Source organism: Streptomyces monticola, assembly GCF_042665355.1.
Classification (GTDB): Bacteria; Actinomycetota; Actinomycetes; order Streptomycetales; family Streptomycetaceae; genus Streptomyces; species Streptomyces monticola.
Genome location: NZ_JBHTCF010000034.1, coordinates 25,085 through 50,455, shown reverse-complemented (window position 1 = coordinate 50,455; position 25,371 = coordinate 25,085). Strand labels below are relative to the sequence as shown.

19 protein-coding genes are annotated in these 25,371 nt (G+C 72.6%); 6 read left to right on the top strand and 13 right to left on the bottom strand.

Annotated elements, in window-relative coordinates; all coding sequences use genetic code 11:
• Positions 1-9: 9 nt before the first annotated feature.
• The 3 genes from ACFQVC_RS40430 to mftF form a co-directional block, all read right to left on the bottom strand.
• Positions 10-3,114: an AfsR/SARP family transcriptional regulator gene (locus ACFQVC_RS40430; RefSeq protein ID WP_381841052.1), complete on the bottom strand. Its 3,105-nt coding sequence runs from the start codon at positions 3,112-3,114 to the stop codon at positions 10-12.
• A 124-nt stretch (positions 3,115-3,238) separates the two neighbouring features.
• A complete protein-coding gene (gene mftE, locus ACFQVC_RS40425; protein ID WP_381841049.1) occupies positions 3,239-3,928 on the bottom strand; it encodes a mycofactocin biosynthesis peptidyl-dipeptidase MftE in 690 nt (229 codons plus the stop codon).
• A gap of 178 nt (positions 3,929-4,106) precedes the next feature.
• Entirely contained in the window at positions 4,107-5,474 is a 1,368-nt protein-coding gene (gene mftF, locus ACFQVC_RS40420; RefSeq protein ID WP_381841046.1) for a mycofactocin biosynthesis glycosyltransferase MftF, read from the bottom strand.
• 205 nt (positions 5,475-5,679) lie between these two features.
• Here mftF and ACFQVC_RS40415 point away from each other — a divergent pair, with 205 nt between their 5' ends.
• Positions 5,680-7,524, top strand: a complete 1,845-nt coding sequence (locus tag ACFQVC_RS40415) for a serine/threonine-protein kinase (protein ID WP_381841043.1) — start codon at positions 5,680-5,682, stop codon at positions 7,522-7,524.
• A gap of 50 nt (positions 7,525-7,574) precedes the next feature.
• Here ACFQVC_RS40415 and ACFQVC_RS40410 read toward each other — a convergent pair whose 3' ends face one another.
• The 10 genes from ACFQVC_RS40410 to mftA are packed head-to-tail and all read right to left on the bottom strand — an operon-like array spanning position 7,575 to position 17,588.
• Positions 7,575-8,375, bottom strand: a complete 801-nt coding sequence (locus tag ACFQVC_RS40410) for a mycofactocin-coupled SDR family oxidoreductase (protein WP_381841041.1) — start codon at positions 8,373-8,375, stop codon at positions 7,575-7,577.
• The gene (locus ACFQVC_RS40405; RefSeq protein ID WP_381841038.1) at positions 8,372-9,226 is read right to left on the bottom strand and encodes a mycofactocin-associated electron transfer flavoprotein beta subunit; all 855 of its coding nucleotides are present in this window, start codon (positions 9,224-9,226) and stop codon (positions 8,372-8,374) included. The genes ACFQVC_RS40410 and ACFQVC_RS40405 overlap by 4 nt, the downstream gene beginning before the upstream one ends.
• Positions 9,223-9,564: a ferredoxin family protein gene (locus ACFQVC_RS40400; RefSeq protein ID WP_381841035.1), complete on the bottom strand. Its 342-nt coding sequence runs from the start codon at positions 9,562-9,564 to the stop codon at positions 9,223-9,225. The genes ACFQVC_RS40405 and ACFQVC_RS40400 overlap by 4 nt, the downstream gene beginning before the upstream one ends.
• On the bottom strand, positions 9,561-10,910 hold the full coding sequence (locus ACFQVC_RS40395; protein ID WP_381841032.1) for an FAD-dependent oxidoreductase: 1,350 nt from the start codon (positions 10,908-10,910) through the stop codon (positions 9,561-9,563). The genes ACFQVC_RS40400 and ACFQVC_RS40395 overlap by 4 nt, the downstream gene beginning before the upstream one ends.
• Positions 10,888-11,856 (bottom strand): mycofactocin-associated electron transfer flavoprotein alpha subunit, encoded by a 969-nt coding sequence (locus tag ACFQVC_RS40390; protein WP_381841029.1) that lies wholly within the window; start codon positions 11,854-11,856, stop codon positions 10,888-10,890. Before ACFQVC_RS40390 ends, ACFQVC_RS40395 begins: the two co-directional genes overlap by 23 nt.
• Complete coding sequence (locus ACFQVC_RS40385; RefSeq protein ID WP_381841026.1) at positions 11,853-13,823, bottom strand: mycofactocin system FadH/OYE family oxidoreductase 2; 1,971 nt, start codon at positions 13,821-13,823, stop codon at positions 11,853-11,855. Before ACFQVC_RS40385 ends, ACFQVC_RS40390 begins: the two co-directional genes overlap by 4 nt.
• Positions 13,820-15,823 carry a mycofactocin system FadH/OYE family oxidoreductase 1 gene (locus ACFQVC_RS40380; RefSeq protein WP_381841023.1) on the bottom strand — a complete coding sequence of 668 codons (2,004 nt, stop codon included), beginning with the start codon at positions 15,821-15,823 and terminating at the stop codon, positions 13,820-13,822. Before ACFQVC_RS40380 ends, ACFQVC_RS40385 begins: the two co-directional genes overlap by 4 nt.
• A gap of 2 nt (positions 15,824-15,825) precedes the next feature.
• Positions 15,826-17,076 (bottom strand): mycofactocin radical SAM maturase, encoded by a 1,251-nt coding sequence (mftC, locus tag ACFQVC_RS40375; protein ID WP_381841020.1) that lies wholly within the window; start codon positions 17,074-17,076, stop codon positions 15,826-15,828.
• On the bottom strand, positions 17,073-17,444 hold the full coding sequence (gene mftB, locus ACFQVC_RS40370; RefSeq protein WP_381841016.1) for a mycofactocin biosynthesis chaperone MftB: 372 nt from the start codon (positions 17,442-17,444) through the stop codon (positions 17,073-17,075). The genes mftC and mftB overlap by 4 nt, the downstream gene beginning before the upstream one ends.
• Before the next feature lie 15 nt (positions 17,445-17,459).
• Complete coding sequence (mftA, locus tag ACFQVC_RS40365) at positions 17,460-17,588, bottom strand: mycofactocin precursor MftA (RefSeq protein ID WP_381841013.1); 129 nt, start codon at positions 17,586-17,588, stop codon at positions 17,460-17,462.
• 205 nt (positions 17,589-17,793) lie between these two features.
• Between mftA and ACFQVC_RS40360 the strand changes: the two genes are divergently transcribed.
• The 5 genes from ACFQVC_RS40360 (at position 17,794) to ACFQVC_RS40340 (ending at position 25,368) form a co-directional block, all read left to right on the top strand.
• Positions 17,794-18,642, top strand: coding sequence for a mycofactocin-coupled SDR family oxidoreductase (locus tag ACFQVC_RS40360; protein WP_381841010.1), 849 nt, complete (start codon positions 17,794-17,796; stop codon positions 18,640-18,642).
• Between the two features lie 279 nt (positions 18,643-18,921).
• Positions 18,922-20,547, top strand: a complete 1,626-nt coding sequence (locus tag ACFQVC_RS40355; RefSeq protein ID WP_381841007.1) for an MFS transporter — start codon at positions 18,922-18,924, stop codon at positions 20,545-20,547.
• A gap of 46 nt (positions 20,548-20,593) precedes the next feature.
• Positions 20,594-21,382: an ABC transporter ATP-binding protein gene (locus ACFQVC_RS40350; protein ID WP_381841004.1), complete on the top strand. Its 789-nt coding sequence runs from the start codon at positions 20,594-20,596 to the stop codon at positions 21,380-21,382.
• The gene (locus tag ACFQVC_RS40345; RefSeq protein ID WP_381841001.1) at positions 21,382-23,925 is read left to right on the top strand and encodes an FtsX-like permease family protein; all 2,544 of its coding nucleotides are present in this window, start codon (positions 21,382-21,384) and stop codon (positions 23,923-23,925) included. Before ACFQVC_RS40350 ends, ACFQVC_RS40345 begins: the two co-directional genes overlap by 1 nt.
• Positions 23,926-24,177: 252 nt before the next feature.
• Positions 24,178-25,368, top strand: a complete 1,191-nt coding sequence (locus tag ACFQVC_RS40340) for a DUF993 family protein (protein ID WP_381840998.1) — start codon at positions 24,178-24,180, stop codon at positions 25,366-25,368.
• Positions 25,369-25,371: the final 3 nt, after the last annotated feature.

Below are 25,371 nucleotides of genomic sequence, written 5' to 3'. Positions count from 1 at the left end.
CCTGACCGCTCAGGCACCGTCCGCTGACCGCGCCTGACCGCTGCCGGTGAGCGGCTCGCCGAGCGCGGTCAGCGCCTCCTCATGACTCAGGGAAAGCCCCTGGTCAAAGGCCTTACGGAAGGCGTCGGGGCCGGTCAGCTCGCGGGCGCCCGCGGCGATCCGCGCCGTGTCCGGGCCCTGCGGCACCACCACGCCCCGCAGTGTCGCGCCCACACCCAGGAGCAGTGCGGCCCGCTCACCCGCGCCCTCCAGGACGGCCAGGCCCGCCAGGCCCTCCGCCGCGTCCGCGAGCGCGGCCGGGGTGCGCCCCTCAAGGGCGAGCCCCACGGCCTGCTCGTGCCACGACCGTGCCTCCTCAAGCAGGCCTTCCGCCTCCGCGGTGCGGCCGAGACCGGTGAACACGAGCTGTATCTCCGCGACGCTCGACCAGTTGTCCGCGCACGACGCGAGGGCCCGCTCGTACCAGTCACGGGCGTCGTCCTGTCGCCCGGAGAGCCGCGCCAGATCGCCGAGACCGCGCTGCGCCGCCGCCAGCTTGTCCGGGATGCCCAGACGCCTGGCCAGCTCCGCGGCGCGCTCATAGTGCGCCCTGGCCGCCTCCAGATCACCGCCGTGCAGCAGCAGGTCCGCGCGGCGGCGCAGCAGGTCCGCCGTCTCCTCCGGCGCGTCCAGCTGACCCACGAGCGTCAGCGCCTCGTCCAGATGCGCGAGGGCGCGCTCCCGCTCGCCACGCCAGTTCGCGAACATCGCGAGGGGGTCGAGACAGTTCGCCATCCCCCAGCGGTCCCCGGCCTCCCGGAACCCGGCGAGGGCCGTCGCGAACAGCTCCTCGGCCTCGTCGGGCCGCCCCTCGAACCAGGGATGGAACCCGCTGCCCATCAGGCTCACCGACCGTGACCAGGCGTCCGTACCGGTCTGTTTGCGCCGCGTCGTCTCACTGCCGGCCCGCCCGGGACCGCCGACCAGGGCCCACAGCACCGTCAGGATCGGCCGCCGCAGCGGCCGGTCGATGCCGAGCAGCACGTCACCGGCACGGTCGAGATGGGACTCGTCGGCTGCCGAACTACCGCGCTCCATATGGGTGTTGAGTACGCAGAGGGCGTACTCCTCGTCGAGTTCACCGAGTGCCGCGGGGGGCCCGTCGCCAAGTGCTGTGGGCGGCCCGTCGCCCAGCTTCGCGAGCAGCGCCGCCGCCAGCGGCCCTGTCTCGCCGTGCAGGCCGCGCAGCCACCAGTACCAGGTCAGTTCGGCCGTGAGCCGGAGCGCGAGCGTGGGGTCCGCGGCCACCGACCAGCGCAGCGCCGACTGGAAGTTGCCCTGCTCGGCCGCGAGTACGGCCAGCCACTCCACCTGCTCCGTGCGGCGCAGATACGGCTCCGCTTCCTGGGCGAGCCGCAGGAAGTACCCGGCGTGCACACGGCGCAGCCGCTCCTGCTCCCCGGACTCGGCGAGCTGCTCGGCACAGAAGGCGCGCACCGTCTCGAACATCGTCAGGCGGCCGTCGCGCGCCTCCAGGAGCGACTTGCCGACCAGCGAGTCGACGAGGTCCTCGGTGTCCGCGAGACCGCACACCGCCTCGGCCGCCGGCAGCGTGGCACCGCCCGCGAAGACGGTGAGCCGTCGGGCCAGGGCGCGTTCGTCGTCGTCGAGCAGCTCCCAGCTCCACTCCACGACCGCGCGCAGCGTGCGATGCCGGGGCGCCGCCGTACGGTCGCCGCGCGAGAGCAGCCGGAACCGGTCGTCGAGCCGGGCGGCGATGTCCTCCACCGACAGCGTCCGCAGCCGTGCCGCGGCGAGTTCGAGGGCGAGCGGCAGCCCGTCGAGAGCGGCACAGATCCACTCCACCACGGCCGCCTGCTCGCCGTCGGCCGTGAAGTGCGGCGACACGGCGGCCGCCCGGTCCGTGAACAGGCGTACCGCAGAGGGGCGTTCCAGGGGTGACAGCGGGCACAGCGCCTCACCGGTGAGCCCGAGCGGCTCACGGCCCGTCGCGAGCACCCGCACCTCGGGGCACTCGCCGAGCAGCCGCCGCACCAGGCGCGCCGTCGGCTCCACCAGGTGCTCGCAGTTGTCCAGGACGAGCAGCAGCCGCCGCGAGGCGAGCGCCTTCACCAGGCGGTCCTCGGGGCCGGGGCCGCCGCCCGCCGAGGGCCGCAGACCGAGCGCGCCCAGGACCGCCGCCGGGATCTGCGTACCGTCGTCGACGGGCGCCAGCTCCACGAAGCACACATCGGTCCGCTCGCGCCCCGCGGCCTCCACGGCGAGCCGGGTCTTGCCGACACCGCCGGGCCCGACGAGCGTGACCAGACGCGAGGACGAGATCAGCTCGCCGATCCGGCGCAGCTCGGTGTCCCGGCCCACGAAACTGGTGAACTGGGCGGGCACCCCGCGCGGCACCAGCTCCGCGGCCGGTGCTTGCGTCTGCAGCAACGCCAGGTGCACGGCGGCCAGTTCGGCCGAAGGGTCGGCGCCCAGCTCCTCGGCGAGGGTGGTCCGTGCCCGCTCGTACACGGTCAGGGCCTCGGCCTGCCGACCGCTGCCGTGCAGGGCCCGCATCAACTGCCCGCACAGCCGCTCGCGCAGCGGATGCGCCGCCACGAGCTGCTGCAACTCCGGTACGAGCGGCGCCGCTTCGCCCAGGGCGAGCTCGGCCTCGAACCGGTCCTCGGCCGCGCTCAGGCGCAACTCCTCCAGGCGCACCGCCTGCGCGGTCTCGGCCGGGCCGCGCCACAGGCCGAGCGCCTCGCGCAGCAGCGCCGCGGCCCGCCGGTGGTCCTGCGCCGCGAGGGCCTCACGGCCCTGCAGCGCGAGCTGCTCGAAGCGGTGCGCGTCGATGGTGTCCGGGTCCACGTCGAGCCGGTAGCCGGCCGGCAGCGACTCGATCTGCACGCCGAGCCGGCGGCGCAGGCGCGAGATCTGCGACTGCAGGGCGTTGGCGGCGCCGACGGGTGGATCCTCGCCGTACACCTCGTCGATGAGCCGGTCGGTGGTGACCATCCGGCCCGGCTGCGCAAGGAGCAGCGCGAGCAGCGAACGCAGCCGCGGACCGCCGAGGTCCAGCGTCTCGCCGGCCGCGTTCCGCACTTCCATCGGACCCAGGATCGTGAACAGCACACGCAGATTGTGTCCCATTCCGGATGAGGGGTCAGTGGGCACAGCTCCACCGGGGCGGTGGTGCTGGGTGCCCTTCGGCCTTGATCCGGGGATCACGCCTGGGCCTTGGGGCCGAAGTCGCGCTTCACGGGCGCCAGTTCCCGCTGATACGGATCAGCTCGGCAGCCCAGGCGTCGAGCAGCCGCCGCCCCTCGTCGGCGTCGGCCGCCGTCGGATCGCCGAGCACCCCGGACGGCGCCACGGCCCGCACCCCGCCCGCCCGCAGGGCACCCATGACCTGGGACAGCGGCCGCAGTTCGCCGGTCACGGCAAGGTCTTCGCGTACGGCACCGGGGCGCAGCGCCAGCATCGCGGAGGTCTCGGCGCGCCCCGCGTGGCTGTCGGCGGGGTCACCGGAGGGTTCCCAGAAGTGCACGGTGCGCCCCTCGCGCCGCAGCCGGGCCACGGCCCGGCGCACGGGGACGGCATTGCCGCCGTGCGCGGAGACGAGACCGACGGCGGCGAACGCGTCGGCGGACCGGACGAGTTCGGTGAGCAGCAGCTCGGTCGCCTCCCGCCCGATGGACAGGGTCCCGGGAAACCCGGAGTGCTCCCCGCTCGACCCGTACGCCACCGGTGGCGCGAGCACCACCCACTCCCGCGCCCGCGCGAGCCGCTCCGCGAGGGCGCCCGCGATATCGGTGTCCACGGTGAACGGCAGGTGCGGGCCGTGCTGTTCGGTCGCCCCGAGCGGCACGACGAGCACACTGCGCGCGGCGGACTCGGCGAGCTGCGGCCAGGGGAGGTCGGCGAGGCGGCGGGGTGGCGGGGTCATGGCGCGGGGTGCCCGCTGCGAGGGCCGGGACGACGGGGGCCTTGCGGGCTGCGAGGGCCGGTACGGGGTCGGCGGCCGGGCGTGACGCGCACGGACGCCAACTCCCGGCGTTCTGAGGGCATGTGAACGCCAGGCCGTCCTGCCCGAGCGGCGGGGGCCGGGCCGTGAGAGCGGAGCGTCATGTGCGGCGCACTCCGTCACGTCCCGGCCAAGGGCTCGCGTCCGGACGCAGCGGTGCCGTCGTGCGGTGCCGTAGCGCTCCCCACCACACGCCGGCGCCGTAGGCCAGGTCGTCGGCGATACGGGCCGCGAGCCACGGGGAGAGGCCCAGTGGGGGCCGTTCCTTGCGCCAGTCGACGGCGTGCCGGGCGAAGGCCGCGGTGAGCAGCAGCCGGCCGCGCGGCGAGGCCGCGAGCGCGGGTACGGCCGCGGGCCACCAGGAGCGGGTGACGGCATCCGCGAGCAGCCGCCCCGCGCCCCAGTGCCCGCGCAGCGCGAGGGACAGGGACTCGCCCGCGGGTACGCCGACGGGCCGCAGCTTGCGGGGCAGCAGGGCCGCCGTGGCCAGGGCGGTGGCGGCGGCGGTCTTCGGCCGTCCCGCCGCGAGCGCCGCCCAGCAGGCCAGGGTCCACGGCGAGGCCTTGACCGGTGCGACGGCGGTGCCGTGCCGCAGGGCGAGGGGCGCGGCCGATGTGCCGTAGCCGAACCGCTGACGGGCCCAGGCGGTCCAGTCGCGGCGCGGTGTGTGCCGGACCACCGAGGCGGGCTCGTAGCGGACTTGGGCCCCGGACGCGGCGAGCCGCCACACGAAGTCGACGTCCTCGCCGTACCGCAGGGCCTCGTCGAAGCCGCCCAGGCGGTGCAGGGCGGAGACACGTACCACCAGGGCCGCCGTGGGGACGTAGGAGACCCGGCTGCCGGGCCGGACCGGGGCGGGCAGCGGGCCCAGGTCCAGGGGCGACCGGTGCATTTCGTACCGCTCCAGGGCCGAGGGACCCGGACGGCTGCGCACGCGCGGTGCGACCGCGGCGACATCCGGGTCGTCGAAGTGCGCGAGCAGCGGCGCGAGCCAGCCGGGCTCGGGTGTGACGTCGGCGTCGAGGAAGACCACCAGATCGGTACGGGCGAGCCGCCACCCCGTGTTGCGGGCGGCGGCGGGCCCGCGGGACGTGTCGTGCCGGACGGTGGCGCCGGGCAGCGGCCGCGCGGAGCCGTCATCGACGACCACGCACCCCGCCAACTGCTCCAGTTCAGGCGGCAGTTCGGCTGCCCCGGCCTCATCCCGCACCGGGACGACCGCCGTGACATCGGCCGCCGTGAGCCGCGTCCCGGTGCGGGCGGGATGCGCCATCCCGCAGCGCACCAGCTGCCCCGCGAGCCGCCGGTGCCCCGGCACGTCCCGCACGGGGCCGCCGGCCAGCCAGCCGTCCACGAGCCGCGCGCCCGTCTCGGTCAGCCGCAGCACCCGGTACGGAGAGCCACCGAGCAGCGTGCGCCCCTCGGCGAGACGGCGCAGGGCGGGGTCGGGGGTGAGGTGCAGGGGCATGGGGGCAGGCCTCCGGGCGCGGCAGGTGGTCTGCCCAGGGTGGCGGTCCGTACTCGCGTCCCGGCCGACTCTGCTTGGAACGGGGCCCGCCGCCCATTCCCCGAACTGCGGCGCGCCTCACCTTCACCTGCTACATCAACAACCTCTATTGTCGACGGCGTTACGCCGCTGACCAGGCGGACAGAGTCGGGGGATTCACCACATCATGAGCAGTACTGACGGGGACGAGCGGGACGGCTATGTCAACGGGGGCATCAAGCCGCTCGCGGTGAGCGATCCCGCGCGCATCGGGCCGTACCTTCTGCTCGGGCGGCTCGGGGCCGGTGGCATGGGGAGAGTGTTCCTCGCCCGGTCGGACGGCGGCCGGACCGTCGCCGTGAAGGTCGTGCACGAAGAGCACGTGTCCGACGAGCAGTTCAGGGCGCGGTTCCGGCGGGAGATCGAGGCGGCACGGAGAGTCGGGAAGCAGTACACGGCGCCGGTGCTCGACGCGGGCCCGGACGACGAACCGCCGTGGGTCGCCACCGGATACGTCCCCGGGCTCTCACTCGAACAAGTCGTGCGGCGGCACGGGCCGTTGCCGGCCGCTTCTCTGCACGCCCTCGTCGACCAGCTCCTGAAGGCGCTCAAGGACATTCACGGTGCCGGGATCGTGCACCGCGACCTGAAGCCGTCCAACGTGATGCTCACCGTGGACGGCACGAAAGTCATCGACTTCGGGATCGCGCGCGCCCTCGAGACCTCCGTCGAGTCCTTGTTGACCAGTACGGGCATGGCCGTGGGCTCTCCCGGGTTCATGTCGCCGGAGCAGGTACTCGGGCAGCGCGCGGGCGTCAAGAGCGATGTGTTCACCCTCGGGTGCGTGCTGACGTATGCGGCGACCGGGCAGCTGCCGTTCGGACAGGGGGCGAGCAATCAGCACGCCGTGATGTTCCAGATCGTGGAGGGCGAGCCCGGTCTGACGGGTGTCGAGGACGCCTCACTGCGGGCGCTCATCAGCCGCTGCCTGGAGAAGGACCCCGGCCGACGGCCGGATGTCGACGAGCTGTTGGAGGACCCCGGGCGGACGCGCCCCCGCGCCGCGCCCGGCTCCTGGCTGCCCGCCGACGTGGTCGCGCACCTCGCACAGCAGTCGGCACAGCTCCTTGACGCGGAGGCGGCGCCGCTGCGGGAGGAACCCGTGGACCGGGCGACCGTCGGTCTGCGGCCGAAGGACGGCACCGACGAAGCCGCCCCGGCGGGCGGCGCCGCCACGACGCGGGACCGACGCGAACGGCGGCCCCGCCGGCGCCGCACGCTCATCGCGCTGCCCGTCGTCGCCGTCATCACCGTCGGAGGCGGCACGGTCGCCCTGCTCCAGCCCTTCGGCGGCGGGGACGGAACGCACGCCCGGCTGCCGGGCAGCACCGCGAGCGCCACACCCGGCGGCAGCAACTCACCGGACACCCCCACCGGTTCACCCTCCAAGGGAGGAAAGGGCAAGGGCGAGAAAGACGACAAGGACGGTGGGAAGGAGCAGGACAGCGACGGCAGGGGTGGCCCGGACGAGCCAAACGACCCGGAGCGCGAGGGCAGTTCGAGTCCGCCGGACAGTGACGGCGGCAGCAGCTCGACCGCAGGCGACAGCGGCTCCGACAGCGGCTCCGACAGCGGCTCCGACAGCGGCTCCGACGGCGGCGACACCGGCTCCGACGGCGGATCGGGCTCCGACGGCGGATCCGGCTCGGGCGGCTCGTCCACCGGCTCCCCGCCGCCCGACATGAAGGCCTACAAGCTCGAGTACACCAACTCCTGCGTCGGCGCGTGCGACATGCCGGTCAAGGTGAGCTGGCCGGCGGTCTCCCGAGCGACCCGCTACGACATCCACTACACCAACAAGGGCAGCAACTTCACCGAGAAGAACGTCAACACCACGTATTCGACCGGGGGCACCACCTACACCATCAAGGGCCCGTACTCCGGTGACGAGATCTGCGTGACGGTACGCGCGGCCAACAAGTACGGGGCTTCCGCGTGGGCGGAGACCTGGTGCGACACGGTGCCCTACTGAGCGGTGCTCAGTGACGGGCCGAGCCGTACCCCGAGCTTCCCGCCGCCGGCTCAGGCCGTGAAGCCGCCGTCCGCGTGGACGACCGTGCCGGTGATCGCCGATGAGGTCGGGCCGCAGAGCCAGTGCACTGCCGCTGCCACCTCCTGGGGGTCGAGGAGGCGGTCCACCAGTTGGTGGCGGGCGAACTCCGCCGGGTCCGCCAGGTCGTAGAGGTCCGCGCTGGCCGACAGCATCGCGGTGGCCGTCGAGCCGGGTGAGACCGCCGTCGCGGTGACGCCCGTGCCGCGCAGATCCGCCGCGAGGCCGCGTACCAGGCCCACCACGGCGTGCTTGGCCGCGCTGTAACCGGCCAGATGCCACAGGCCACGGTGCGCGGCCGCCGAGGCCAGGGCCACGAATCGGCCCGTGCGCGGCTCCGGTTGGTCCAGGAGGAGGGGGACCGAGGCCCGCGCCAGGTTCGCCACACCTCGTACCCCGACCTCGAACAGCGCGTCCCACTCCGTGTCCGACGTCTCCCACAGCGGCCTGCCGCCCGCCATCACCGCCGCCGCCGCGACCGCCGCGTGCAGACCGCCGAACTCCCGCCTGGCCAGCTCCACCGCGTCCTCGAGGGCATCCCGGTCGCGTACGTCGGCCACGACTGGGAGCACGGTGTTGCGCGGCCAGCGTTCGGCCAGTTCGTGCAGCTCCTCCTTGGTGCCGAGGCGGTACGCCGCGCCCTCGATGTCCGCGCAGACATCCACGGCGACCACTCGCCAGCCGTCCCCCGCCAGCAGGTCCACCACGGCCGCGCCGATGCCGCGCGCCGCGCCCGTGACGACCGCGAAGCGCTCACCGCTCCCGCCGCTCACCCCTCGTCCCCGGACTTCTCCGCCCGTACGAAGGCAAGGAGCGCCTCCGCCGCCTGAGCCGCCGTGTCCGGGGTGAGCAGTCGCGGGGGCGTACGGGGCGTGGTGTGGGCGCCGGTCAGGGTGAGGAGGCGAGCGCGGGGTGTGTCGCCCTCGGGGGGCGTGAGTACCCGGGCACGGGGGCGGTAGGGGCGGGGGCGGCCCGTCCGCACAGGGGTCCCTTCCCGGCCCCTGGCCGCGACCGTCGCCAGATCGATGTGCGCCGTACGGGATGACAGGACCGCCGGAAGGGGCGCCCGGCGGACAGTGGTCGTGTCCCGTTCCACCGAGCACACCGCCGGCAGCGGTACGGAGAGCACCTCGCGGCGGCCCCCGTCGAGGCGGCGCAGCGCCTTCAAATGGCCGTCGACCGGGGTGAGTTCCACCAGGCCCAGGGCCTGTGACGCGCCCAGCAGGCCGGCCAGGTGCGCGGGTGTCGCGCCCGTGCCGCGGTCCGCCGAGCGGTCGCCGCACACCACCACATCGGGGAGCGGGCCGCGTTCGGCGAGAGCCGTGTGCAGGGTGCGGGCGGTGGCCGCGGAGTCCTCGTCGGGGCCCTCGACGCGCAGCGCCTCGTGCGCGCCCGCCGCGAGCGCGTCCCGCAGCACCCCTTCGGCATCGACGGACCCGACCGTGACCGCGAGGCAGCGCCCGCCGAACGCCTCGGCGATCCGCAGCGCGTGCTCCAGGGCGCACAGATCGGCGGGGCCCGCCCCGGCGGCGTAGGCCTCGGCCCGTACCTCACCGGTCAGCGGGTGCACCGCCGCCCGCGGGTCCACGCAGCGCAGGGCCACCGCCACCAGCACGGCGCTCACCCCTGCCGGAAGGCGACACCGTGGCCGCCGTCCGGGTACGTCCAGGTGATCGCGCCGTCCGCGTCGCACACCTGGTAGCAGGTGCCGCACTCGAAGCACTGCTCGTAGTTGAACAGGATGCCGCCGTCGCCCGTCGGCACGAACAGGTCGGCCGGGCAGGCATGGACGCACGTACGGGCCGAACAGCCCTGGCAGATCTCGGAGTTCACCGTGATGTGGGCGCGCTCCGAGACCCGGAAGTCGACCGTGGCCATCCGGTCCTCGAAAGCCGGGACGGAGGGGGTTGCGGGCGTGGCGGGCGTGGCGGGCGCCGCGGGCCAGGAAGGGGTGGCGGTCACAGGAAAGACCTCGATCCGGTGAGTGCGTCGGAGAGCAGATGGCGCAGCTTGACGCCGCGCTCGCGGGCCGCCGTCAGGAACAGCCGGCGCAGGCCGGGCTTGGGGCGCGGGTTGTCGACCGTGAAGAAGCCCTGCGCGACATCGCAGACCAGGCCCGGGTAGGCGTTCTGCATCCGCTCGGAGAAGACCAGGCCCGGCACGCGGCGCAGGCGGCGGTGGTCGGCGAGGACGAAGGAGTCCTCCAGGGCCCGGCGGTATCCGGCGAGGCCCGAGCGGGACGTGTCACCGGCGGCGATCGCGGCCGCCGCCGCCCGGCCCGCGTACATGCCCGCGCCGAGCGCGTAGTTGACACCCTCAAGCCACACCCCGGCGGCCAGGCACATCGCGGCCGCGTCCCCGGCGACGAGCAGACCGTCGGCGGACAGTTCGGGCATCGTGCGGTAGCCGCCCTCGGGGATCAAGTGGGCCGAGTACTCCTTGAGTTCGGCCCCCTGGACGAGAGGGGAGATGGCCGGGTGCGCCTTGAGGGAGGCGAGCACCTCCTCGGGGCGGGTGCCGCTCGCGGCGAGCGACGGCAGGGACAGGACCACTCCGATGCTGAGCGAGTCCAGATTGGTGTAGAGGAAGCCGCCGCCCGCGATGCCCCGGGTGCCGCCGAGGATCTCGATGTCCTGGCCGTGCCTGCCGCTGAGCCCGAACCGCTCCTCGATGACCTCGCGCGGCAGGGCCAGGGTCTCCTTGACGCCGAGCGACGTGTGCTCGGACTGCTTTCCCGGTACGCCGTCGAAGAGCCCGGCCTCCTTGGCGAGGAAGGAGTTGACGCCGTCGCAGGCGATCACGACGCGGGCCGTGAGATCGCCGTCGGGCCGGTCGGTGCGCACTCCGGTGATACGCCCGGCGCCGTCCCGCAGCAGGCCCGTCGCGGTGGTGGCCGGCACGAGCACCGCCCCGGCCTCGACAGCGCGGCTGGCCAGCCAGCCGTCAAGCTCGGAACGGTGGGCGGTGGCGCCGTTGTAGGGCGGCCGGCCCCAGTCCTCGGTGCGGAAGTCGACGGTCAGGGCCTGGGTGTCGGTGAGCAGCATCGTGGAGCGCCGGGTCACCCAGCGCTGCACGGGCAGCTGCTCCTGCCAGCCGGGGATCAGCTCGTCCAGGATGCGGCCGTACACGACGCCGCCGTACACGTTCTTCGCGCCCGGGTAGGGGCCGCGCTCCAGGAGCGCCACGGACCGCCCGGCGCGGGCCGCCTCCAGGGCGGCGGCGGAGCCGGCGGGGCCGGCGCCCACGACCACGACGTCGAAGTCCGGGTCGGCGGCGGGCGGCTGCTCAGGCGTCGTCGACGGTGGCATGACCGTCACCACCCTCCGCGTCCTGCATCGTCAAGTGCTGTGTCAGTACGGCCAGTTCGCTCAGTACCTCGCGGGCGTCGGCCACGATGCCCAGATCCGCCATGGCGGTCATCGGGCAGTACGGGTCCGTGTTGACGCTGACCACGCGGCGCGGCGAGCCGAGGCCGCCGGTGTGGTGCGGGGCGCCGGAGATGCCGAACGCCACATACAGGTCCGGGTCGACCTCGACGCCGGTGGTGCCGATCTGCCGCTCGTAGCCGAGCCAGCCCGCGTCCGTGACGACGCGTGTCGCGCCGAGGTCCGCGTCGAGCGCGGTGCACACCTCGGCCAGCTGCCGTACCGCGTCCGGCCCGCCGAGCCCGCCGCCGGCGGCCAGGATGCGGCGGGCGGACGACAGGTCACCGCCCGCCGCCCCGTCCAGGACCGCGAGCCGCCGCGCGTCCGCCACGGGTGCCGCTTCAAGAACCTCAAGCTCCGTCAACTCCGGTTCGCCCGGGACGGGTTCGACGCCGCGCAGGCCCGGCTCCAGGGTCGCCACGAACGGCCCGTCCACGGTCAGCTCCACCAGCACCCCGCCGTCCTGCCGCAGTACGTCGGCGCCGTGCGTGAAGATCTCCAGGGCGCCCGCGAGCAGCGGGCGGCGCAGGGTGTCGGCGAGCCTGGGTGCCAGATCGCGGCCGTCGGGCGACGCGGGCAGGATCACGGTGTGCACGGGGGCGAGCAGCGGCGCGAGGACGGCGGCCAGGGCCCCGGGCGCGCTGCCGGTCTCGGCCGTGCACACCCGCAGGGCCGAACTCAGCGCCCCGCAGGCCTCCTTGGTGCCGGAGCCGACGAGCAGCGCCGCACCCCCGGCCTCGGCGGTGGCCTCGCCGGCGCCCACCGGCAGCCGGCCTTCGCGTACGACGACGACGGCGATACGAGCGGGAAGCGGCGCGGGAATGTTCACAGGGCCGCCCCCGCCCGGTGTCCCTCGACGACCGCCGCGTGCGCACGGCGTGGTGTCAGGCAGTCGCCCGCTCGGTGCACCGGGAACGGCGCGTCCTTGAGGGCGTGCCACAGCTCGTCGGCCGGGGACTGCTGGGCCGCGCACACCACCCAGTCGTAGCGCTCGTCGGCCATGGCGCCCGTGGTGTGGGTGAGGATCTGCACCACCACACCGCCGCCGGTGCCGTCATCGGCCGCGGACGCGCCGAGGACCACTTGGTCGGTGGCGTGGGTGATGCCCTTGGTGTGGGCGCGTACGGAGTATGTCTCCAGGTCGAGGGTGATGCCGAGGTCCTGCCCCACGACCATGCCGGGCGTGCTGAGCGTCACCGCGCAGCCCCGGTCGGCGAGGAACTCCGCGACCGAGGTGGCCTGGTGGAAGCCGAGTTCGTCGACGACAAGGACCCGGGCGCCTTCGGGCGGTCCCGAGCGGCCCTCCAGGACGTCGCGCACATCCACGACCCGCTCCAATTCGCCTGCCCAGTACGGCCGTTGCGGCCGCGCTCCGGTGGCGAGGACCACCGCGTCGGGCGCCTCGGCGCGCAGCGAGTCGGCGGTCGATTCGGTGCCGGTGCGGATGTCCACGCCGTGGCGTACGCACTCGGCGAGGAGATTGCGTACGACGTCCAGGAACTCGGCGCGGCTCGGGGCCGACGCGGCCGTGGTGACCTGCCCGCCGGTGGCCGCCTCCCGTTCGTAAAGCGTCACTTGGTGCCCGCGCCGGGCCGCCGTCGCCGCGGCCTGGAGCCCCGCGGGACCGCCGCCGACCACCACGACACGGCGCGGGCGCGGGCCCGGCGTCGGCAGCGGCACGGCCTCACGCCCCGCGCGCGGATTCTCGATGCAGCCCAGCCAGCGGTTGAGGCCCATCCGGCCCACGCACTCCTGGTTGCAGGACAGACAGGTCCGGATCGCCGGGGTCCGCCCGGCGCGGGCCTTCGCGGCGAAGTCCGGGTCGGCGATCTGGCCGCGCACCACCCCGACCAGGTCGCAGTGGCCCTCGGCGAGGGCGCGCTCGGCCTGCACCGGGTCCTTGATCCGGCCCACACCGATGACCGGCAGCCGCACCGCGCGGCGGATCGCGTTGGAGATGAACAGGGCGTACCCGGGCGGCACGGCCATGGACGCCTCGATCATGTAGAGCGTCGAAGTGGCCACGCCGATCGAGGTGTTGATGTAGTCGACCTGCCCTGTGGCCTCCACCCGGCGGGCCACCTCCACCGCCTCGTCGATGGTGGTGCCGCCCTCGATCAGCTCGTCGCCGCACAGCCGTACCCCCAGGGCGAGCGAGGGCCCGAGCGCCTCGCGGACCGCGGCGACTATCTCCAGGAGGAGCCGCATACGGTTCCCGAGGGAGCCGCCGTAGCGGTCGGTGCGCAGATTGGTGGCGGGGGAGAGGAAGCCGCGCACGATCGAGGAGTGCGAGCACTGCAGCTCGACACCGTCGAAGCCGCCCTGCGCGCAGTGCGCGGCGACCTCCGCGTACCCCGCGACGATCTCGGCTATCTCGCGCTCGGTGACCGCCTTGGGCACCTCGCGGAACAGCGGGTCGGGCACCGGCGACGGCGCCCACACCGGAAGGCGCGAGTACATCGACGAGGCCTGGCCGCCGTTGTGGTTGAGCTGCGCGAGTATCGGTGTGCCGTGTGCGTGCACGGCCTCGGTGATCCGCCGGTAGCCGGGAACCGCCTCCTTGCGGAAGCCGTGGATCAGCTTCTCGTACGGCCAGTCCGTGGCATGCGTCGAGTGCTCCTCGGTGATGATGAGCCCGGCCCCGCCCGCGGCCCGCGCCGCGTAGTACGCGGCGTGCTGCTCGCTCGGCAGACCGTCCTCGGCGTAGTTGGTGAGATGCGCCGAGAACACGATCCGGTTGGCGACGGTGAGAGGGCCGAGGCGCAGCGGCGAGAACAGATGGCGGTAGGCGGTCAACTCGCTCCACCTCCTGGGGAGTTCACGAGGACTCCGGCCGTCGGGGCGGCCACGGGGACACCGGCCGCCGGATGCGCTTCTGCGGTGCGCTCAAGTGCCAGGGCCGCGCGGCGGCCCTCCAAGATCGCCTCGTGCACGGTGCGCGGCGCCACACAGTCACCGGCGCGCGGCGTACCGGGCGACTCGCTCGCCAGGGCGGTGTCGGGCAGGCGGTGACCGCAGTGCACGACGGCCGCGCAGTCCACCGTGTGCCGTTCGCCGGTCAGTACGTCCTCCACGACCGCACCGGCGCGCCCCACGGACCGCAGCGCCGACCGCTTGAGCAGCCGCACTCCCGCCTGCTGCAGCCGCGTGTTGGCGTCGGCGAGGTCGCCGGTGAGGGCCAGCTGCGTGCCGATCACCTGGTCCTGGGTGAGGATCGCCGTCGTACGGCCCGACGCGGCGAGCCGCTCGGCGACCGCCGTCCCCGTGGCGTCCCCGACCGGGTCGTACACCAGGACCAGGCCCTCGGGCAGCTCGGCCGTGCCCCCCAACACCTCGGCGGCCTCGACGACTTGTACTCCCTCTTCGACCGCGTACGCACGCGGGCCCGGCACGGAGCCGGTGGCCAGGAGCACCCGGCGCCCGGCCAGATCGTCCCGGGTGACCTCGACGCCGGTACGGACCGTCACTCCGAGCCGCAGCACCTCGGCCGCCAGCCAGTCGGCGAGCCGCGCCCACCGCTCACCGGCGCGGTGCAGCGTGCCGCCGAGCCGGGGCGCGCGCTCGGCGAGCCCGACACGGTGACCGCGCAAGGCGAGCACCCGGGCCGCCTCAAGGCCCGCGGGGCCGCCGCCGACGACCAGGACGTCAAGGGGTGGCGACGCGACGTGCGCGGCTTCCCCCTTCGCGTGACTCGCACCCGGCTCCACGCTCTCGTGCCCCGCGCCCGGCTCCACCGCGCACGACACCACCGGATTGCGGCTGTCCCGCACCCGGCACTTCTGGTTGCACAGCACACACGGCCTGATCCGCTCCGGCCGCCCGGCGCGCACCAGGGCCACCAGACGGGGCTCGGCGATCTGGGCGCGCGTCATCTCCACCAGATCGCACACGCCCGCGTCCAACGCTCCCTGGGCCGCGTCCGGTTCGACCACCGAGCCCTGCAGGACCACCGGCACGGCACCGGCGGCCGAGGCGCGTACCGTCGCGCACAGCTCGGTGTTGAAGCCGGGCGGCGTATGGAAGTCGGGGCGGGTCGCGGCGGTGCCCATGGCCGAGCCGCGCACCACCACCAGATAGTCGATACGGCCGGTCAGGCCGGCCACGATGTCGGTGGCCTGCTCGGGGGTGATCCCCGCCCAGGGGGCCAGCTCGTCGCAGGACAGACGCAGACCGAGGACCCGGTCGGCGCCGATGGACTCCCGTACCGTGTCGAGGACTTCACGAAGGAGGCGGACCCGGTCCGTGCCGTAGTCGTCGGGCCGCTGGTTGGTCAGGCCCGACAGGAACTGCCGCAGCAGGCTGTACTGCCCCGCGTCGACCTCCACGCCGTCGAGCCCCGAGCCCGCCGCGACCTCGGCCGCCGCCCCGAACCCGGCCACAAGGGCCGCGAGTTCGGGCTGCTCCATCTCCATGGGCAGCTCACGGCTCGCCACGTCCGCGACCCGCGAAGGCGCCCACAGGGCCCGCTGGTGGTACGCCGACGAGCCCTGCGAGCCCGCGTGCCCGAGGGAGGCGATGACGAGGGTGCCGTGCGGCCGGCAGGCCCGGACGACCGAGGCCCATCCGGGTCCGCAGTCGGCCGCCAGCGGGGCCCGCTCGTAGGGCCAGTCCGAGGGGTGCACGCTCGCCGTCTCGGTGACGATCACGCCCGCGCCGCCGGCCGCGCGGCGCTCGTAGTACGCCGTGTGCCGGGCCGAAAAGGCCCTGTGCCGGGCCAGGTTGGTCTCGTGCGGCCCGAACATCACCCGGCTGGGCGCGGTGCGCGGGCCGAGCGTCACGGGCTCGGTGAGGAGCATGGCTATCGGGCCGCCTTCTGGTGCGGTTGCCCGTGGGCCTGCGGCCTGAACCCGGCCAGCGGGCTGGTGTCGCAGGCCGTGTCCGGCACGGTCACCTCGCGCGGCGGACGGCGGCCGATGGTCACCGGGACCGGCCCTGGGCCGCCCCGGCGGCCCGCACGGCCAGGGCGGTGCGAGTGGTCGCCGGTGGGCCGGGGCACGGCGCCCGTGTCGACCTCGGCGAGCGCGAACTCCGCGTTTCCCTTGACGCACTCCGGGTCCGGACCGTCCAGGGGCAGGCCCGTGAAGAACTTCGCCGCCATGCAGCCGCCCCGGCACACGTCGTACGCCGAGCACCGGGTGCAGGCGCCGCCCGTCTGCGGGGCGCGCAGCTCGGCGAACAGCTCCGAGCCGCGCCACACCTGCGTGAAGCCGCCGGGAGAGCGCACATTGCCCGCGAGGAAGGAGTCATGGATCGCGAACGGGCAGGCGTACACATCGCCCACCGGGTCGATCAGACACACCACACGGCCCGCCCCGCACAGGTTCAGGCCCGGCAGGAGACCGGGGCCCAGGGCGTTGAGATGGAAGAACGAGTCGCCGGTCAGGACCCGTTCGCCGTGCGCGAGCAGCCACTCGTACAGCTCGCGCTGCTGCTCCTGGGTGGGGTGCAGCTCGTCCCACACGTCGGCGCCGCGGCCCGCGGGGCGCAGGCGCGTGATGCGCAGCTGCGCGCCGTGGGCGTCGGCGAGTTCCTTGAACGCGTCGAGCTGACCCGCGTTCTGCCGGGTCACCACCACACTGATCTTGAAGTCCCGGAAACCTGCGTCCGCGAGATTGCGCATCGCGGTGACCGCCGTGTCGTACGAACCCGCCCCGCGCACCGCGTCGTTGACCTCGGCGGTCGCACCGTCCAGGGAGATCTGTACGTCGACGTAGTCGCTGGCGGCCAGCCACTTCGCCCGCTCGGGCGTGAGGCGTACGCCGTTCGTGGAGAACTTCACCCCGACCTGGTGCGCCGTCGCGTACTCCACGAGCTCCCAGAAGTCGGGCCGCACCGTGGGCTCGCCGCCGCCGATGTTGACGTAGAACACCTGCATACGCTGCAACTCGTCGATGACCGCCTTGCATTCGGCGGTCGACAGCTCGCGCGGATCGCGCCGCCCGGACGACGAAAGGCAGTGCACGCAGGAGAGATTGCAGGCGTACGTCAGCTCCCAGGTCAGGCAGATGGGGGCGTCGAGGCCGCTTTCGAAGTGGTCGACGAGCTTCATGCGGCGATGCCTCCCGGAGGCGTCTGCTCCGTGCCGGATTCGGGCTCAGGCGTACCGGATTCGGGCTCAGGCGTACCGGACCGGGGCAGCGACGTGCCGGACCGGGTCCGCGGCTGGATCATGTCGCCGTCGGCCAGGCCCTTCAGGGCCCGCAGATACGCCGGGCGCTGCTCGGCACGCACCTGCGCGGCGTCGAGGGCGGCGTGCACATCCGGGTGGTCGGCGAGCGTACGGACCACCCGCACCATCATGTGCGTCTTCAGGAAGCTCAGACGGCGCGTGCCGAAGTGGTAGGCGAGCGCACCGAAGGGCTCGGGGCGCAGCGCGACACTGGGTGAACACCGGTACGGGCGGGCTGGGTTGAACACGTCGGGGCCCTTCGTCTAGTAGACGCCGCACATGCCGTCGATCGAGACCTCTTCGACAAGCAGTTCCTCGGCGGGCTCCACGGCCGCCGGGCCGGCCACGTCCGCTGGCGTCTCTTCGGTGTTCGCTGCCGGTTCGGAATCCATGACCGAACTCCCTTCGCTGACCGGATGAGTTGTGGGCCTGCCATAAATGGTGGTCAGCGCGCAGTAGCAGGAACACCCCTAAGAAGGCCTGCCGGGTTAGGGGTTATGTGTCCCGCAGGCCCGGCGCACGATCGCTTCCATAATGCGGAGCATTGTGCCCCGTGCACTCCGCAAGGAATCTCCGCAGATATTCAAGGAGGACCGAATGGGCCGGGTAGCAGGAAAAGTCGCGGTGATTACCGGCGCAGGACGCGGACAGGGCCGAAGTCACGCCGTGCGCCTGGCCGAAGAGGGCGCCGACATCATCGCCATCGATCTGTGCGAGGACATTCCCGTCGTCGAGTACCCCATGGCCGGCGCCGACGACCTGGCCGAGACCGCGCGTCTGGTCGAGAAGACCGGCCGCAGGATCGTCACCCGGCAGGCCGACGTCCGCGACCGGGACGCCGTCAAAGCCGCCATCGACGAGGGCGTCGCCGAACTGGGCCGTCTCGACGTGGTGATCCCCAACGCCGGGATCCTGCCGATCGGCCCGACCCGGCCCATCGGCGCCTTCACCGACACCGTCGACATCAACCTGGGCGGCGTCATCAACACCGTGCACGCTGCGCTCCCGCATCTCGGCGAAGGCGCCTCGATCATCGTCATCGGCTCGATGACCGCGCTGCAGCCCGGCCACGGCGATGTCTCCCCCGCGGGCCCCGGCTTCGCCGGCTACCGGTTCGCCAAACACACCCTCGTCGAGTACGTCAACACGCTCTCCCAGCTGGTGGCGGGCGCGGGACAGCGCGTCAACGCCGTCCACCCGACGAACGTCGACACCCACATGCTGCTCAACGACGCGGTCTACAAGACCTTCAGGCCCGACCTGGAGGAGCCCGCGCGCGAGGACGTCGACCCGATTTTCACCGGGATCCAGTCGATGCCGATCCCCTTCGTGAACCCCGCCGACGTGTCCCACGCCGTCGTCTATCTCGCCTCCGACGAGTCCCGCTATGTCACCGGGCTCCATCTGAAGGTCGACGGCGGCGCCATCGTGAAACAGGGCCTTTGAGGGGTGCTTGCTACAGAACCCTTAGGAACTCGCTTGAGAGTAGGGGTGGTTGGGGTGGGTTTAGGGGGTCCATCGGATGGCGTTCCGCGGGATGCGGCCGCTTCAATGGGGGACTGGTCGACATCCGAGATGCCGGCGCAGCTCCGTAATTCAACGACTGCGGCCAATCAGACCAACGACGCTACGTATCGGGAAGTTCCCGACCGTGGGCCCCGGCACCGCGATTCCTGAGCGGCGCACCGTGTCCGACCGTAATTCCCGCGACAAAGGAAGCTTGTTATGACCCTCACCGACGTCAGGGCGGGGCGTAAGGAGTGGATAGCGCTCGCAGTTCTCACCCTGCCGCTGCTCCTGGTCTCGATGGACATCACGGTGCTCTACTTCGGAGTTCCGTCCATCGCGGCGGATCTGGGCCCATCGAGTACGCAGCAGCTGTGGATGATCGACATCTACACCTTCGTGCTCGCCGGGATGCTCATCACGATGGGCAACATCGGTGACCTGGTCGGCCGCCGCCGGCTGCTGCTGATCGGGGCCACCGTCTTCGGTGCCGCCTCGGTCGCCGCGGGTCTCGCCGACAGCGCGGAGATGCTCATCACGGCGCGGGCCCTGCAGGGACTCGGCGGCGCGACGCTGATGCCGTCCACGCTCGCCCTGGTCACCAACATGTTCCGCAACCCCAAGCAGCGCAGCACAGCGATCGCCGTCTGGTCGATCGGCCTGTCGGCGGGCGCCGCCATCGGACCGGTCGTCGGCGGCAGCCTCCTCAACAACTTCTGGTGGGGCTCGATCTTCATGATCAACGTCCCGGTCCTGGTGCTGCTGCTCGTCGCGGCGCCGTTCCTGGTGCCGGAGTTCCGCGGCGGGACCGGTTCCAAGTTCGACGTCCTCAGCTCGCTGTACTCCCTCGGCGCCGTCCTGTCGCTGATCTGGGGCCTCAAGGAAGGCGCCGTCCACGGCTTCGCCGGACTGCCGCTGGCCGCCCTGGCCGCGGGCGCCGCCCTGACCGCCGTGTTCCTGCGCAGGCAGAAGCAGTTGAGCCAGCCCATGATCGACCTGAAGCTGTACCGCAACCGCGGCTTCGCACCGGCGATCTGCCTCAGCCTCATCGCGTTCTTCTGCCTCATCGGCTACGGCATCTTCACCACCCAGTACCTGATGGACGTCCTGGGCATGAAGCCACTCGAGGCCGCCCTGTGGACCATGGCATCGCCGGCCCTGACCTTCCTGCTCGTCCCGTTCGCGGTGGTCTTCGCCCGCAAGGTCAGGCCCGCGTACATCATCGCGATCGCCTTCGTCTTCTGCGCCACCGGCTTCGCCGCCATGACGCAGATCAGCACCGACCGCAATATGGCGCTCCTCGTCTACGGCGTCGTCGGCATCGGCGTCGGCGCGGCCATCGTGCTCACCATGGTCACCGACCTGGTCGTCGCCTCCGCACCGCCGGAGAAGGCCGGCTCGGTCTCCGCGCTCACCCAGACCCACCAGGAGCTGGGCGGCGCACTCGGAATCGCCGTCCTCGGCACCGTCGGCGCCGCCGTGTACCGCGGCGCCTTCGACGACCGTGTCGGCCACGGCGTCCCCGGCCAGGCACTCGAACCGGCCCGGGAGACCCTCGGCAGCGCCACCGCGGTCGCCAGGAACCTCACGCCCGAACAGGCCGACAGCGTCCTGGGCGCAGCCCACGGCGCGTTCGTCGAAGCCATGCACTCCACGGCCGCCCTCGGCATCGCAGTCGCCCTGGGCGCCGCCCTGCTCGCCGCGCTGCGGCTGCGGCACATCCCCACGTCACAGGAGAAGACCGAAGATCCCGGCCTGGCCGAAACCGAGCCGGGCGCGGTCGAGGCACCGGAGAAGGCGGTGAACACCCCCGAACCGGTCGCCAGACTCCGCACGGCGGAGTGAGCGCGCAGCACCCCACACCCAGCACTAACGAATAGAGGTGGAATCCGTGGATGTACACGGCAACGGAGCGGCAGAGACCGTACAGCTCAAGGCGGTTCAGAAGATCTACACCCGAGGTGACAACAGCGTTGCCGCGCTGGCCGGAGTCACGCTCGGATTTCGCAAGGGAACGTTTACCGCCGTTATGGGCCCGTCCGGTTCCGGCAAGAGCACACTGCTGCACTGCGCCGCCGGCCTCGACGCACCGACCTCCGGTTCGGTGTTCCTCGAGGGCACGGACCTCGGCGGCCTCAACGAGAAGCAGCTGACCCTGCTGCGCCGTGACCGGATCGGGTTCATCTTCCAGGCGTTCAACCTGATGCCGGCCCTGACCGTGCAGCAGAACGTGGTCCTGCCGCTGCAGCTCGCGGGCCGCAAGCCGAAGAAGAACTACGTCCAGGAGGTCATCCAGCGCGTCGGGCTCGCCGAGCGCAGCCACCACCGGCCCAGCGAACTCTCCGGCGGCCAGCAGCAGCGCGTGGCCATCGCCCGCGCCCTCGCCACCCGGCCCTCGGTGGTCTTCGCCGACGAGCCGACCGGGGCGCTCGACACCAAGACGGCGCGCGAAGTGCTCCTGCTGCTGCAGGAGTCGGTGCACCTGTCCGGGCAGACCATCGTGATGGTCACGCACGACCCGGTGGCCGCCTCGTACGCCGACCGCGTGGTCTTCCTCGCCGACGGCCGGATCGCCACCGAGATGCAGCAGCCCACCGCCGCCGCCGTGGCCGAGCAGCTGACCCACCTGAGCGACGCCGTGGCCGCCGCGCCGCCGGTCGCCATGACGGGGAGCGTGTGATGTTCCTGCTGTCCCTGCGCACCCTCCGCTTCCGCTGGCGGGGCTTCGTCGCCACCTTCATCGCACTGCTCGTCTGCGGCGCCATCATGACCGCCGCGGGCAGCATGATGGAGACCGGCGTACGGGCCGTCATGCCGGCCGAGCGGCTCGCCGCGGCACCCATCGTGGTGACCGGAGACAACGCCTACAAGGAGCACAACAACCCCGTCGCGTCCCTGGCCGAGCAAGTCCCGGTCGAGGAGAGCCTGGTGGACGAGGTGCAGAACGTACCCGGCGTCGCCAAGGCGGTGGCGGACACCTGGTTCCCCGCCGTCGCGCTGCGTGACGGCAAGCCCGTCACCGGCAAGGACGACGAGTCCTTCGGCCACGGCTGGGCCTCCGCCCAGCTCATGCCGTACAAGCTGAGTTCCGGCACCGCCCCGAAGGCCGCGGGCGAGGTCGTCGTCGACCCGGACGTGGCCCGCGAGGCCGGCGTCAAGGCAGGCGACAGCATCGAGATCGCCGCCGCGGGCGCCACCAAGACGTACAAGGTCAGCGGTATCGCCGACCCGTCCCGCAAGCTCGACCGGCAGGCGATCTTCTTCTCGCCCGCCGACACACAGCAGTTGATCCCCGAGCCCGGCAAGGTCGAGGCCATCGGAGTCTTCCTGGAGCCCGGCGCCGATGTCGCCGCGACCAAGAAGAAGATCGCCGCCCAGACGGGCGAGGGCATCTCCGTGCTCACCGGCGACGACCGGGGCGCCGCCGAGCGCTCCGACATCGACATGACCGACCTGGTCCTGGTGCCGGGCCTGCTCGGCGGACTCGCGATCATGGCAGGTCTGCTCGGCGTCGCCTCCACCCTGTCGCTCTCCTTCCAGCAGCGGCACCGCGAGGTGGCCCTGCTGCGGGCGATCGGCGGCACCCCGGCACAGCTGCGCCGCATGATCGTGGGGGAGACCCTGGTGGTGGCGGTCATCGCCACCGCGATCGCCATGGTGCCCGGCCGTGACGCCGGTGAGTTCATCTTCGACCGGCTGGTGACGATCGGGATCGCACCCGAGGGCGTCACCTACTACCGGGGTTGGACGCCCGTCATCATCGCCGGCATCGTGGCCGTCCTGACCTCCGTGGGAGCGGCGGTCATCGCCAGCCGACGGGTCGTCAAGACCCGGGCCGTGGAAGCCCTCGGCGACGACGAGGGGCAGCAGTTCAAGCTCGGCAAGGTGCGGCTGACCTTCGCGATCCTGTGCTTCGTGCTCGCCGCCTCCTGTGTCTACTCGGCGTTCAACTTCGTCACCGGACCGTTTATCGCGACCCCCGCGACCTGGGCGTCGATCCTGTTCGCCGTCGGCCTCGCGCTGCTCGGCCCGTCCATCACCAAGGGCATGACCCGGCTCATCGGGCCGTTCGTCCGGGCCGGTTCGGGTGTTCCCGGCCAGCTGGCCAGCCTCAACGCCCGGGCCCGCGCGGTACGGATGGCGGCCGTCATCACCCCGGTGATGCTGCTGACCGGTATCGCCACGGCCAACCTGTATCTGATCGCCACCGAGTCCAGCGTCAGCAGCGTCTACACCGAGAACCTCAAGAGCGACGTGGTTCTCAAAGCGGGCCAGGACGGCTTCGCGCCGGGCACCGTCGACAAGGTGCGGGCGCTCGACGAGGTCGGTGCCGCCTCCGAGTTCGTGGCCAGCTCCGGATTCATCGAGAAGCCCGAGGACCCCTGGAAGAACAAGGACCTCGCCGGCTGGCAGCTGCTCGGCTTCAACGGCGAGAGCGCGGCCGCGGTCGGCGGCGCCACCGCCGTCAAGGGCAACCTGTCCGACCTCACCGGCAAGAGCATCGCCATCGCGGACACCTTCGCCAAGGAGTTCAAGGGCACCGTCGGCGACACCATGACCGTGCGGATGGGCGACGGCGCCAAGGAGACCCTGAAGATCGTCGCGGTGGTCAAGGCCAAGGAGAGCTTCGAGTCGCTGATCGTGCCGGCCGACCTCCTGGCCAAGCACACCACCAAGGCCCTGCCGACCCATATCGTGACCGTCCCCAAGAAGGGCGTCAGCGAGGCGGCCGCGACCGCCGCACTCGGCAAGCTCACCGCGGGTCTGCCGGGCGCCGAGATCGTCGACCGCAAGGAGATGACCAAGGCGTTCAACCACCACCTGGGCGCCCAGGCGATGGTCAGCTACATGATGATCGGCACCCTCTTCGGCTACATCACCATCTCGGTGCTCAACAGCCTCTGGCTGGCGGTCAGCCGGCGCAGCCGTGAGTTCGGCCTGCAGCGTCTGACCGGAGCGACCAAGGCGCAGATCATGCGCATGATGGCGATCGAAGGCGGTATCACCGCGGTCATCGGTATCGCGCTCGGCTCCCTGGTGGCACCCGCCACGTTCGTCACCTTCAGCAAGGCGCGGGCCGGCGATCTGATTCCGGCGGGCTCGCCGTGGCTCTATGTGGGCATGGTGGCGTTCGCCCTCGTGCTCACAATGGGGGCGACGCTGCTGCCGACCTGGCGGGCGCTCAAGAACAGCCCGCTGGAGGCTGCCGTCCTTGCCGCTTAGCGCTCCGCGGGAATTCCGGTTCGACTGTGCCGGGATCTGGGCGCTCGGCCGCGGCCTCGCCGTGGCCGGGCGCGCCCGGAGCCCGCACGACGACCCGCTGAGAAATTCCTGATTCGGCCCCCGTCCGCGACCCGGACGGGGGCCGAATTGTCGTGCTGGAATTGGCCGGTTAGGGGGTAGCTAGGGGGTCTTCGGTGACACCGCGCTGGCTAGCATTTCCAGGGAATTCGACCTATCCCCGGAGCTGACGCCGTGATTGAACTCCCCGAGGAAAACGGCGCGTTGACGCCCTATATGCCGAACCGAGAGCCGTACGGGTTCACTTCCGACAGCACTCCGTTCCGCAGCCGCTCCGTCCTGGCCGCCGCTCCCGTCGTCGGTGACCGCTTCGCCGCCAACGAGCCCTTCGGCCCGCCGCTCGGACCGCCCCCGCCGCAGGCACTCGACTGGGACGCCACCCTCGCCGTGCGGCGCCACCTGTGGGCCCACGGCTTCACCGTCGCCGAGGGACTCGACACCGCACACCGCGGCGCCGGCCTCGACTGGCCCACCACCGCGGAGCTGATCCGCCGCACCGGCGCGGCCGCGGCGGAGACGGGCGGGCAGTTCGCCGCCGGAGTGTGGACCGACCAGCTCGACCCGTTCGCGCCGCACACCGCCAAGGAAGTCGTCGCCGCCTACCAGGAGCAGCTGGACGTCGTCGGCGAGGCCGGCGGCCGGCCCATCATCCAGGCCAGCGCCGCACTCGCCGCCGCCGTGCAGAGCCCGCAGGAGTACGCCGAGATCTACGCCGAACTCATCGGCCGCTCGGCGCAGCCCGTCATCCTGCACTGGCTGCTGCCCGAGTGGATGCCCGGGCACGCCGGCTACTGGGGCCACCAGGACCAGAACGCCGCCACCGACGCGTTCCTGGAGCTGATCGCCGAGCACGCCGAGAAGATCGACGGCGTCAAGGTCGCCCCGCTCAGCCCCGCCGCCGAGACCGAACTGCGCCGCCGGCTGCCCGCCGGAGTGCGGTTCTACACCGGCGACTACGACACGTACACCGATCTCATCGCCGGCGACGCACAGGGCCACAGCGACGCCCTGTCACCGGTGTTCACCCCCATCGCGCCGCTCGCCGCACAGGCCCTGCGGAGCCTGGACGCCGGGGACACCGAGGCCTTCCGCAAGCGCCTCGAACAGAGCCGCGAGCTGTCCCAGCACCTCTTCCAGGGGCCCGGGCGCAGCACCCTCTTCTTCAAGAGCGGCCTGGTGTTCCTCGCCTGGCTGGCCGGGCACACCGACCACTTCCGCATGGTGTGGGCCGAGCAGGGCGCACGCTCCGTGCCGCACCTCGCCACCGCCTACCGGCTCGCGGACCGGCTCGGACTCTTCCCGGACCCCGAACTCGCCGAACGGCGCATCACCAGCTACCTGACCGTCTCCGGCATACCGCAGTGAGCA